At 57.7% G+C, this 12,156-nt stretch carries 9 protein-coding genes; 3 read left to right on the forward strand and 6 right to left on the reverse strand.

Annotated elements, in window-relative coordinates:
• Positions 1-354: 354 nt before the first annotated feature.
• Together P6U28_RS00980 and P6U28_RS00985 are read right to left on the reverse strand one after the other, a co-directional pair.
• Positions 355-2,478 (reverse strand): hypothetical protein, encoded by a 2,124-nt coding sequence (locus P6U28_RS00980; protein ID WP_407121494.1) that lies wholly within the window; start codon positions 2,476-2,478, stop codon positions 355-357.
• 310 nt (positions 2,479-2,788) lie between these two features.
• A complete protein-coding gene (locus P6U28_RS00985) occupies positions 2,789-4,381 on the reverse strand; it encodes a carbohydrate porin (RefSeq protein WP_407121496.1) in 1,593 nt (530 codons plus the stop codon).
• Between the two features lie 685 nt (positions 4,382-5,066).
• Here P6U28_RS00985 and P6U28_RS00990 point away from each other — a divergent pair.
• A complete protein-coding gene (locus P6U28_RS00990) occupies positions 5,067-5,369 on the forward strand; it encodes a hypothetical protein (RefSeq protein ID WP_407121498.1) in 303 nt (100 codons plus the stop codon).
• A gap of 437 nt (positions 5,370-5,806) precedes the next feature.
• Here the strand turns inward: P6U28_RS00990 and hemN are convergent, their stop codons facing one another.
• Both hemN and P6U28_RS01000 read right to left on the reverse strand, forming a co-directional pair.
• A complete protein-coding gene (gene hemN, locus P6U28_RS00995; RefSeq protein WP_407121500.1) occupies positions 5,807-7,144 on the reverse strand; it encodes an oxygen-independent coproporphyrinogen III oxidase in 1,338 nt (445 codons plus the stop codon).
• Between the two features lie 1,017 nt (positions 7,145-8,161).
• On the reverse strand, positions 8,162-8,878 hold the full coding sequence (locus tag P6U28_RS01000) for a sulfite exporter TauE/SafE family protein (RefSeq protein WP_407121502.1): 717 nt from the start codon (positions 8,876-8,878) through the stop codon (positions 8,162-8,164).
• Between the two features lie 649 nt (positions 8,879-9,527).
• Here P6U28_RS01000 and P6U28_RS01005 point away from each other — a divergent pair.
• Together P6U28_RS01005 and P6U28_RS01010 are read left to right on the forward strand one after the other, a co-directional pair.
• Entirely contained in the window at positions 9,528-9,815 is a 288-nt protein-coding gene (locus P6U28_RS01005) for a hypothetical protein (protein ID WP_407121504.1), read from the forward strand.
• A 436-nt stretch (positions 9,816-10,251) separates the two neighbouring features.
• Positions 10,252-10,980 carry a LuxR family transcriptional regulator gene (locus P6U28_RS01010; protein ID WP_209294834.1) on the forward strand — a complete coding sequence of 243 codons (729 nt, stop codon included), beginning with the start codon at positions 10,252-10,254 and terminating at the stop codon, positions 10,978-10,980.
• Here the strand turns inward: P6U28_RS01010 and P6U28_RS01015 are convergent.
• Entirely contained in the window at positions 10,967-11,173 is a 207-nt protein-coding gene (locus P6U28_RS01015; RefSeq protein WP_407121506.1) for a hypothetical protein, read from the reverse strand. The two genes, P6U28_RS01010 and P6U28_RS01015, sit on opposite strands and share 14 nt — an antisense overlap.
• 157 nt (positions 11,174-11,330) lie before the next feature.
• Complete coding sequence (locus tag P6U28_RS01020; RefSeq protein WP_407121508.1) at positions 11,331-12,056, reverse strand: outer membrane protein; 726 nt, start codon at positions 12,054-12,056, stop codon at positions 11,331-11,333.
• Between the last annotated feature and the right edge of the window lie 100 nt (positions 12,057-12,156).

Genomic DNA, 12,156 nt, shown 5'->3' on the forward strand with positions numbered 1-12,156 from the left:
CCAGGCACCCAATCGATGCGGATCGCAGAGGTGTGGGGCGTGATTACACGCCTGATTTCGCCGGCGATGTTGGCTCAGTCAGTGTTTCGGGCGGGGACGTCCCCATGACACGTACCCGCACTTGAACAGCACGGCACTCTGGTCAAATGATGCGGCCACGTTTATTGATGCCGTCTGTTTCCAGAATCCCGCCAACTATTCGTCGCGAAGTATATGGGCGACGGGGTGCTAATTTACTTTGGCTACCTTGCAGCACTTTCCGAAGTTCGCTCCTGAGGACTTTGGTCTGCGCCGAATGCGATGTGCCCTTGCAGAGGCCGGTTGATCATCTCGCCCGTTCTAAAGCTCCTCTGCTTATTCATTATCAAGCAGTCGCCGAAGCTCCCCCGGAGGGAACTGCTCTGGGTCGAGAGTAAATTCTTCTGGATCAATGGACACTGAAGGGGCGGGGTGAACGTCCCGTGGTCTGTGAAGCGCGTCAAGCAAGTCCATTTCCAGTTGCTGAAGCTCCTCTGGAGGGACGGAGACTGGCGAGGGGCTGGGTTGATCATCGAGATGATCCAGTACTCTCCGAAGAACTGCCTCAGGGAGCTGCCCCGAATCGAATGCGACTCGCTCCTTCATGAAAGCCGACGTGGCGGGTTGATCATCGCGCACTTCTGCAAGCTCCTGTGCGTCCTGATACTCGAGCAGTCGCGGAAATTCCGCTGGAGAGAACTGCTCTGAATCCATGGTAAGCTTTTCTGGATCAAGGGAAACCGACGGGCCAGGCGGATCCTCCCCTGGCCGGTGAAGCGCGTCATGCAAGTCCTTTTCCAGTTGCCGCAGCTCCTCTGGAGGGACAGAGACTGGCGAGTTGCTGGGTTGATCATCGAGATGATCCAGTACTCGCGGAAGATCTGCCTGAGGGAACTGCCCCGAATCGGATGCGACTTGCTCCTGGATAGAAGCCGAGGTGGCGGGTTGACTATCTCGCTCCTCGGCAAGCTCCTGTGCGTCTTCGTCCTCGAGCAGTCGCCGAAACTCCGCTGGAAAGAACTGGTCTGGATCAATGATAAACTCTTCGGGATCAAAGGAAAAAGAGGGGGGATCCTCCGATTGCCGGTGAAGCTCGTGACGCAAGTCCTTTTCGAGCTGCTGGAGCTCCTCTGAAGGCAGGGAAACCGGCGAGGGGATAGCTTGGTCATCAAGATGGTCCCGCAGGAGCGGAGGCTGCTCTTGAGGAAGCTGCTCTGGATCGACCACGCCCGGTCCTGCGAGGAGAGCCGACGAGACAGGTTGGTTGTCGTGTCCCTCCTGATGCTCCTGTTGCCGAATAGCTTCGTACGCCGCGTGGTGCTGCGCAGCGGCGCTGTCGATGCGTGTCGGTTCTGTCAGTAAAGCGCCTTCGGGATTGACGAGCGCAACGTTTTGAGGGGAAGGATTGAGCTTAGTGCGAGTACGCCCTGGACGCACGATGGGCACGACGGTCCCGGTCGACCGGAAGGTCCGCAGATGCTCTAATGCTTTAACGAGCCTCTTGCTATTAGAGGCACCGCTGAACTCGCGCACGTCACTGCCATCGCTCAGCGATTTGCCGTCTAGCCGAGCAACAATGCTCGGTTTGTTTTTTGCGAAGAGCCAGCGGCTATAGCCAATAAGAGAACCTGCATGCTGCTTCGCCGTAACGGCGGCCGTCCCGCCCGCAATAAGCGCCTCCTCAAGCCTGAAGATATCGGCAGCATCCTCCGGATAAAGAGGTCGCCTGTCCCACTGCCCCCGGACTATGACGCCCGTTGAGGCGACTGGCATTGCTCCGCCACTTGCTCCTGAAGCGGCGCTTGCGGTCGGTTTCCGATATACCAGAACTTCTTCCAGATCGTTCAGCGTCCTCTGTCTTTTCGCTGCTCTCGATTGAGCTGTGTCATGTTCATGATTGATGGGGAGCTCCTCACTTGCCAGGAGATTGCTCTGGGCCCGTGGATCGATCGCCTCATCCGGGGATTGCCGGCCATCGTTAGATGCGTCTTTCGCTGAGGGGAGTGCGCGCGGTCGCCCGCGAGAAACCAAATGACCTGAATCATGATACGCACGAAGGACGCTTACGCCTGTCTTCATGAGGGCGTCTTTCGGAAAGTAGGTATCTATGTGGTTGATCAGGGACTCGTGGTCCCTTAGATCAGTCGTTTGCCCACGGGCGCGGAGATCATTCGCTAGTCGACGAAGTGCCGAAGTATAAAGCTTGACCGTGTTCGGTTGTGGGTTCTTCTGATCCACATATTGAGCAATCGCCTTGTCGATAACGTCCCCGTCTTCAGTGGATAGATGGGGATAGGAGCCTCGTCCGCCAACGGGAGCGGGTTCGGCCTGCCTTGCCTCAGCCAAGTGCTGCTCAAAACCATCTTGTCCGGCTTGGCTCGTCTGCGGCTCTTGCGGGACGTCCTGCTGCACTTGCGACCAAGCTGGCACGTTAAACGGGTCAAAATTTTGCGGATCCACGCTAACCTCACTCCAGGATCACCTGAACAGGTCTGCCTAGTCGGGCAAGCTTTCGAGAACCTGACTTGGATATGGTTCCGCGGCGAAGAGTTATTCGCGGTTGCCAACCTCGAAATGACCGCGTTCGGGACCAGGCTCTCCCGCACAATCTGCCTCACCCTCCCTGCGATCCAACGACATCTTCTGTGCATACGCTCTTACAGCCGGCGCAGCCTTACATCCCAACGGGCTCGTCTGGCGCCGGTCGCTCCGAAAAGATCGCGAAGCTCAAGTCCCGTGCGTCACGAGAAAGTGGATGCGTTTGTGATGATCAGAAGAATATCAACGTAGATACCAACAGATTGAGCGCGTGTTCCGTTTGAGGCGTGTGCGTTACGCTTGTGGGGTTATGAATGTATGATAATCCCACGCCTGCATATATTCCAGGAGCAAGATGGGCGGTATATGTTCCGGTGATTGCCGTGGTATCACGATGCGCAAGCTGGCCTTTAGCCAGGGCAGCATCCACCGCAAATTTGCTCCAGCTCGTCTGGCTAGCAACGAGTGCAATCAGATCACTGGGCCGGCTATCAAAGGGGCCTTTCGCATAAAGACGAAGCTCGCAATACTGGCTGATCCTGTTGAGGTCAGGCGGAGCTCCCATGATGGAGAAGCCGCCATAGATGCCGCGAGACGGCGACCCGAGGCCGTCGCTCTGCCAGAGCTGCCTGTCCGCAGCGATGTAGAAAAAATTATTCCCACTTTCCCTTTGTCGCTTGGGGTCGGCCAAATTCGTGTAGCGGCTACTGTTGAAACCAACGCCCGCCCGCAGCCACGTGTCGGGCAGGCCGGGGGCAGCCTTGCCCTTGTAGCCGGCTTCGTCAACGAGAAGGATGCCAGCATTGGCCGTGCTCCAATTCAAGCCGGTGGGGTTCTCGGTTATGTGGGCATAGACGCCATCTGGACTGATTGAGCGCTGTACGGAGACCTTGTTGTACAAGCGATCGTCAAAATTGTACTTCAAGTTGACCGCCGGCGTCGGCGCAGCATTGGTGCTCATCCCTGCCTGGAACAAGGCAGACATGTTCGATCCTGTAATCCCTCCGAACAATGTGCCGGTGAACTCATTTTGGTTTCTGAGATAGCCAAGCTTGAGTTCTAGCGTCCTGTCGAAGAAAGTCTGGTAGTAGGCGAGCGTATTGATTCCCGCTCGATCTGGTCCCGGGCGATCCCACGTCCAGTATTGGTGCTCGGCTCCTACGACAATCTGTCCGTCGGCAATGCCAAACCGGCTGAGATCGTAGGTAACGATCATGAAGTTTGCCGACGCGAAGGTCGGATTCTGGCCCATATAAAGCTGGTTTGCGATAGGGCTTCTGGCCGCATTCGGCAGCTGGTTGTTTACAAAGCTGTTGTGTGTCCAGCCGATGTAGCCGATGCCGACATCTGCCAGCTCCGACCTAACGCCGTCCCTGTCCTGATCGATCGTGTCCGCAGGTCCAGGTATGTTGAGCCACGTCCCTTTCTCACGCAGCTTGTCGTACCTTTCGAAGGGATCGATCGTTTTTTGCGGTCTCGTCTGAGCACGCCTGTCCGCATTGCCGCTCTTTTCGAAAGGCACTCCGGGACCTGCTGCTGGCCCCAGGGCAGGAGAGCGGATTGCCGGATGAATCAGGTCGAGCGGGAGCTTTGCGGCCGGACCGGAAGTCTTTCCTCTTTTGCTGGCCTGATCCGAAGCGTGGTTACCAGGACTAAGTCTGCTCCCCGTTTGTGCCCGTACGGAATTGCCGACCAGACAAGCCGCTAGCGAAAAGGCGATAACAAGCGCAGAGTGCTTTCCCCTTGGTCCGAAATTGAAAGAAACTGCTCCCGTATCGGCGAGCATGTGCTGGCTGCCGTCAGCGCCGCAAAACCTGTCTTGCATCCCAATCCTTGACGTGCGCGGGGTCGTTGGTCACGCTTGCCACGTCCCCATCATCTCGAACAATCTCCCGGACTTGGTAGTTGACCAGGTGCAGTTCTTGCCGGTCCAATCGGCCATTGCCGATCGGCCGTGGCGCTTACGTGGCGCGCTCCGAATGAAGTTGATGGTCTCGGCAAGGCGTGAGGCGGGACTCCATCGAACACACTCAGGAATGAGTGGACGGTGTTCGTTCGTGCCGTGGCACGGGAAGAAAATCTCGGAGGTTCTTCTGAATGGTGAGAAAATGCTGCGCCATTGCCGACAAAAATGAGCATTGCTCGCTGGTGACGCTATCACGGAGAACGCGCGCAAATTGTCGCGTTGCGTTGCTCAAGAAGTAGCGTTTCATAGGAGCAGAGCAGCCGATCGGGAAGCTCGGCAATTGATTATGTCGACGCTGGCAGTTCCCGGAGCGCATGAGCATCGCAGCCTGTCGCGTCGAAGTCCTGAGCGAGGGACAATGGACTCGATTGATCAAGCGACCGCTTCAGACTTGCGGCGGCTCTTGCACAGGCCGTCAAGACGGATTCTACCTGTGTCGGTGCTCCCGCTTGTCCTCGTCAGCTCGTGTGCTGCTGGGGCCTGGCTTTGGGTTAACCTTGAGAAGTTTGTCGAGAAGCCGGAAGCCCGGGACCTCGCTTCAACGATGAGCCTGTCACTGGAAGACAGGGCAGCCTTGTTTGAGATAAACTGGGCACAGCAGAAAATCGGCGATGAGATCGCAATACTCAATAATCGGATCAATGCCCAGCGGGATGAGCTAAAAGGGATCCTGGATCAGATCACCACGCTGACGTCGCGGATCGATTCCCTGCAGAGTTCAATACCTGTCCCTTCTGCTGCTTCCGAGCCTCCTGTGTCGCCAGTCACGGCTGTTTCGAGCGTCGAAAGGAAACGCTTCGGGCGGTCCAAACCACGGAGACCTCTTTCCGTCGGAGCGCGCGAGTGATCGCCGGACCGAAGACATCCGAGCCTTGAGGTCTGAGACGCTGTAGGCGTGGTCGAGTCTCCAACTGTGCTCGAGGAGGTGGACCGTAGCTTGGCAAAACTGGCTACACCCGCAAAATAGCCGAAGCTTCTGCGGGCGCCGGCGTCTACAGCGGCATGTCGCTGAGGCTGTCACCATCGAGAGCGCTCCAGGGGAGATGGGGCAGAGCCCTTTCCGCATGATCGAGGCGTAGCCCTGGGCGGCCAAGCGCGCTGCGCCTGTCCTTACAATCAGCTCCCTTTTTTATCAGCCCTCGCCAATTTTGAGACGGTACCTGAAAGCTTGTGCCAGCACACCATCCTGCTTCCTCGAAATCTGACCTGTCTGCCCGAGGCGCTTCTTCGGATCGCTCCCTCGCCAAGAGCTTAGAGGCTTGCGATCTGTTCACATGCCGTGGCTTAGTTCTTAGGGGCACGGTCGAGATAAGTGTCGAACGCGGCAGCAACGGCGCGAATCACAAACCGGTGCTCCTGCTTGACCCGAATGAATCCCTCTTCGATCGCCACTATCCCGTCTTCGGCAAGCATTCCCAGGCGGTCGGCCGAATCGAGAAGAGGAATCGGATCAAATCCGTGAGCAGCACAGATCGCTGGTATGTCGGCCTGCAAATCGCACATCAGACGCTCGATGATTGCGGCGCGGAGGCGATCTTCGGCGGTGAGACAGTAGCCTTTTGACGTTGCCAGACGCCCAGCCTGAATGTGTTGATGATAGGAAGCGGTTGCGATCTCGTTCTGGACGTAACCGTCACGCAGACGGCCGATGGCTGACGGACCTAAGCCGATCACGGTTTTGCAGGCATCAGCCGAATAACCCAGGGAGTTGCGGCGCAGCCGACCAGATTTCTGCGCCAGCGCAAGCTCGTCATTGGGCAGGGCGAAATGGTCGAGCCCGATCTGGCGGTAGCCTGCCGAGACCAGCGTATCTGCAATAGCCGCGGCTTGCTCAGCGCGGGCGAAATTGTCCGGCAGCGCCGTCTCGTCGATCTGGCGCTGACGTTTCATATAGGAGGGGACGTGAGCATAGCCGAAAACCGCAAGCCGGTCTGGTCGCATGGCCAGAGCCGTCCGCGCGGAGTCGACGCAGGACCGCACTGTCTGATGCGGCAGTCCGAAGAGAAGGTCGAAATTGATGCGGCTTATGCCATGCTGCCGTAGACTTTTGACGACCGAAGCTGTGAGCTCCTCGCTCTGCACGCGGTTGACCGACCTTTGAACCACTGGATCGAAGCTTTGCACGCCGATGCTCGCGCGGCTGATCCCGGCCGCTTGTAACGTTTCGACCATCTCGGTCGTGACTCCGCGCGGATCGATTTCTATTGCGATGGTAGCTGATTTGCTGAAAGCAAAGCAGTGTCGCAGGAATTCCATCAAGTCGAGAAAATCGCTCGGTGCAATGGTGGTCGGCGTCCCGCCACCGAAATGCACGTCGCTCACCGGCAGAGCTCGCGGCACTTGCTCTGCGACCAAGCTTATCTCGTCCCGCAGTGCTGCCAAATAATTGCGGACCGGTCGCTGGCTGCGAGTGAGGCTTGTAGGAAAGCCGCAATACCAGCAGATAGAGTGACAGAACGGAACATGGATATAGAGCGAAACGGGCTCGTGGGGCGGCAGCCGCCTCAGCCATGTCTCACAAGTCTTGGCACCAACCACTGCGGAGAAATCCGGTACGGTTGGATAGATCGTGTACCAAGGCAGGCGAGCATCGCAATACTTGTTTAGGAGGAAGGTCTGCAACGCTTAACTTTCCCAGGCTCAAACATCAGAAAGCTGACCGATGCTCTCTCTTGTGTCTTTGCGTTATCTCAAACGCACCAGTCGTTTCTGAGATCTGGTCCCGTTTTCGATGTTACAGTCAACGCGGCTTAGGGGCAGAGCAGGAAGAGAGAGCCGCTCGTGTGGCGATTATCTGGACGTTTAGGATATGAATGTTCTCGTGTGCGCACGGTTGAAGCTGCTAGACGTGTCCGACGAGCCGGCGAAGCGGATTCTTTTCAAGCAAAAGTCGATGCGGTGCTCACAGGGTTCAGCGGTTGCCTTCCATCCATGGCCCTCGTGCCACGCAAGATAAGTTGGCGGCTAGCTGACAGCGCGAGGAGCGCCATAGTACAACGTGACGCAACGTGCGATTCAAGTCCTTTGACGCAGCCGACCAAACGAGCGTTCTTCCCTAGTGTCGAACGCATAAGCCTCAATTCCGCCACGCTGGTTGTCTCATTGCCACAAGCATCATCACGGATGTACTGATGATGTTGGGGCGACCCCAGCGCACTTGCAGCCCCCCGGCGAAGTGCGTCGGGGCGCCTTGGCTCAGGGGACTCTCATCGCTGTCTAATGCAGCTCACCAACTCACAGCGACTTTGAACGTTGTGCTGATGGCAAAGCCAATCCCGGCCAGATGCATCGGACGATATACTATACGCAATAGATTCTGCGCGCCAGATTAGGGGCCGCGCAAGCCATAGACGAGTGGAGGTACGCTTCATCCGCTACGCTGCCCCGCCAACATTGACCTTACTGCCAAATGGGGTGCGCGAACGGGATGTGCCGAGATACGGGCCGCTCGGCTCATGACGATCAGCGGGGATCGCGAAATGCCGCCCATCGGTCGCTCGGCCCGACAGCTTTTCGTGTTTGCGTTGCCGGCCTTCACAGTTAGGCAAGGCGCGGACCAGAAGCTGCGGGCCGCCATCATGTTGCACCCGCTCTGAGCGTATAGCCTGCCGATGCCACGAAACATGGGAGTTGAGACTTTCAAGCGAGAACCAATTGGATGCCGGCAACGAGCAGAACCACCACGAGGATAAATCTGATGCCTGCCGTGTTCAGGTAGTTCAGACTGACTACCGTTCCAGCGACCGCACCCGCCAGCGCGGAGATGGCGTAAAGGGCCAGATCCGGAGAGGGAAATTGGCCGCTGAAAAGAGCTCCGACGAAGCCGACCGTAGAATTGGCCAGAATAAAAGGGGGTGATAACGCGACCGTCTGCTTCGGTGATGCCCAATTCAGTGTGATGAGCGTCGGCGCGAGGAACACTCCACCGCCTACGCCGGTCAGGCCGGAAACCAGGCCAAGGGCCGCGCCAAAGCTCACGCTTGCTGCGAGCGGAGGTTCGGAAACACGATCGGCAGCTCGTCCCCGCTGCATGATCATCACTGCGCTCGCCAGAACAAGAACGAGCCCGGTCAGCGTCTTGTACATGTGGTCCCCGAGCACAATCAGGCCACCGGCAAGCGACGCTGGCATCGACGAAAACAGAAGCGGGCGCAGGATCGTCCAGTCAACGATCCTGTTGCGGTTGAAGAGCCACGTAGAATAAGTAGCGACAACAATGTTGAGACCAAGCGCCGTCGGGCGCATCTCTGTCGACGACATACCGAAAAATGCCATTAGCGAGAGGAATGCAGTGCCACCAGCTTGGCCAACGCTCGCATAGAGCATTGAGATGATTGCGAAGAGCAGAGAAGCCATGCCTCACCGGTGTTGGCGAAGATCTTCGCCTCTTTGCACCGAGCCCATCATGATTCGTTCATCAAGTGCGGTCTAAATGTGTTTCTGCTTAGGGGCAGATCTAAGCATTTCGCCGAAATCGGTGACCGGAGGTGCAGGCCGGTCAAGTACCCTAACGCGTGCCATGGTTGAACCGTCCGATCAATTGCCGAAGCTGGTACTTGACTGGGCTGGAATAGGGCTGCGTTGAGACCCTGAGGGGGCGGCACTCCAGGGGTCAACGGGGTGAGCTGCATTTCTTGTTGTAGCTCATCTCCTGCCGCACCTCGCAATGGTGCTGTCGCCTTTCCTTCGCATGTCAGAAATGCTTCGACGCGCCTACCTCGCAACCAACCTGCGCGTCCGAACCCCTCTCCGCGACGTTTGATTTTGGTGAAATCAACAGTTGGTACGACACTTGCTAGTCCAACCTGGGTCCTCTCCCTGTTGGAGAAGCGCATGCAAAATCTCCTCCGCATCAAGCAGATCTCGCGGCGACGAGTATCTCTCGCTTCGCCTTTGACGCGGCTCGTTTCTGCACGTTCGGTACGTTTGCGCCAGGCCTGCCGGACGGATTCGATGAGACGCCGCACAATGGTGCGAGGAGTATGGCTTCTGCGCCGGCTGTTGCGTGTTGCTCATCGATCACGTCCCCGGCGCCGTCGCACGGCGGAAGATCCGCGAGCGATTAGCGATGGCAATTCGCAAGATTGGGAAAAGACATGACTCTCGTGTTGTCTTCGTCTCTCAGCGGAGAATGGATGCTGACAGGACGCTCGTCGAGTCGCGCACCGCCGAGCGCGTGGCCGAGCTTAGCTGTATCGCGCAGATCAGAGCCCAGGATCTCGTCGTGCTCGGCCTCGAGACAGACGAAAGCGTCGTTCGGACGCGACTGCGTTTTCTCGCCGTGCAAGCTTAACAGAGCCGAGCCTCTAGCCGCTGTCTGGTTATTATCGTCAGCTCGGTCCTGGACCCGCGAACCTTCTATCGGCGTCCGCATCATCCAAGGAGGCACCGTTGGGTACGTACCGGTGGCACGTCCTTCAACGCGGATGACGAGCGATGATCTCTAATTTGACCAGTGCGCTATCGGCGAACTGGACCAATCACTTCCGCTCAGCCTGGGAGATAAGGATGATGGCCCTATCTCGGGTGTTTGATGGATCACGCCGGCGCACTCGGCGGCAGGGCAAGGAATTCGGCGAATGGCGCCCGGCACAGGGCGAGCGCGCGCTCAGACTGCACGAATAACTAACCGTCGGGTTCAGATCATGGACTGGAATTTGGCTTCGCCTGAAACAAGCGCAATCGAACCCCACGACGGGGAACTCGGCGGTCGGACTCAAGCGCCTATCATGGACCTCTTTAGCTTCTCCGAATGCGCAAACCAGACACATTCACTCAGAGCGCTATTCGAGCTTCTTGTAGGCTGTGCTACCAAGGAAGGCTTCAGTGAAGTCGCATACGGCGCTCTCAACTTCGTTGAGCCACTTCGCCTGGCGGAGTACCCACCCCCGACTGTGGCTGTGAAGTGGCCGCCAGACTGGTGCGACCGATACTTCAAGCGCAAGTACCATACTATCGATCCGGTGGTCCGGCGGACGCCGATGCATTCGCGGCCGTTTTTGTGGGATCAACTCGCGGATCACTATCAGCTTCAACCAGACGAAAGACGCGTACTGGAGGAGGCGAGAGAGGCGGGGCTGAAGCACGGCATGAGCGTGCCGTTGTTCGGCCCGTTGGGTCGGATATCTGTTGTGTCGTTTGCATCCGCGTTCGACGATGCTGATCCTCAGAACCGCATCGGTCATCTCAACGCGCTGGCCTGTCTCTTTCACACCGCTTATAGCGAGATCGCTCGTCCGTGCAATGATAGTAGTTGCGAGAGAAAAGTGGCACTATCAAAGCGAGAGATCAGTTGCATGCGGTGGGTGGCGGAGGGGAAATCGTCATGGGAAATCGGAAAGATCCTGGAAATCAGCGAGAATACGGTCAACTTTCATGTCAAGAATGCGATGCGGAAGCTGGGTGCAACGAGCCGAATTCAAGCGGTCGCTATCGCTATTCGCCTCAACGTTCTTTGAATTTGACGGGCGGCCCGCTGCCAACTCGTTGGCTTCCAGCTTCTGCCATGTTGAGGATGGTGCCTTCGGCCAGCTCGCAGGATACGACGCTCAAGGCGAAGTCCGCTACCATCACGCTCGTGAGGTTGTGAGACTTCATGAGATCGACGAATTGCTGGATCGACTGATTTGTTCCGCCAGCTGTTAGCGGCATCTCGGCCCCACACCACCCATCCGGTGGATCCATTGCTTAGACGAGCTCGCACGTGGCGCTTCGGAACTCGGATTGGGGGCCGGCAGGAGAGGAGCGGCTGCGGAAAGAACCCCGACCGGGGGTCGGGGTTCCGATTCACGCAAGCGCGTGGAGGTCTCTATTTAGCAAAAGGCGAGCCAAACTTGTAATTGAGCCGTGCCGTGATGAGATCGACGTCTTGGTGCGCACTGTCGGTGCCAAGCGCAGTTGGGAAGCTTACGTTGCTTCGCTGCATGAACAAGTGGTTGTACTCGACGCCAGCTGACCAGTTCGGCGTGAGGCTGACTTCGGCACCCGCGCCCAGCACGCCACCCCAACGGACATCATTGCTGTTGGCGAGCTCGGTGCCAGTAGCCACCGAATTTACGTGATAGGTATTGCTGGTCACCGCAGCGCCAGCCTTGCCGTACAGTAGCACGGCATTGAACGCGTAGCCGATGTGGCCCGTGAGTAGGCCGAATGCATCTGTCTTGGTGCCGATGGTGTTTGCCGGAAAGGCGGTGCTGACATCGGCGCCGCTGAAGTCGGCCCAGTTGCCCTGACCTTCGATGCCGTAGACCATGTTGAAGATGTGCCAACGATAGCCAATCTGGCCGCCAATGGTCCCGCCAGTCGAATTATGGCAGCCTTCGGGAGTGACGCCATTGAAATCCCAGCAATTGTGGCTCGTTCCCCAGCCACCATTGAGGCCGATATAGTAGCCGGACCAGTCGATAATCGGGGCTGCGGCCGGCAGCGATGCCGCCGGGGCCTTGACGGGCTGCCCGGCCAGGTCCGTGCCGAATGCGGGAGCGGCCGCACCGAGTGCGCCGATGGTTGCGGCCAGAATCAGAATATTTTTCATTCGAGTGTCGTTTCCTTTCGGTGCTCCCCCGGCGGCGTGCGTTTAGCAATATGATCGCGAATTGCTGTAACTGCCGCACAACATGTCTTCGAAAGAAATG

The organism is Bradyrhizobium sp. STM 3561 (assembly GCF_045571455.1).
Lineage (GTDB): Bacteria > Pseudomonadota > Alphaproteobacteria > Rhizobiales > Xanthobacteraceae > Bradyrhizobium > Bradyrhizobium vignae.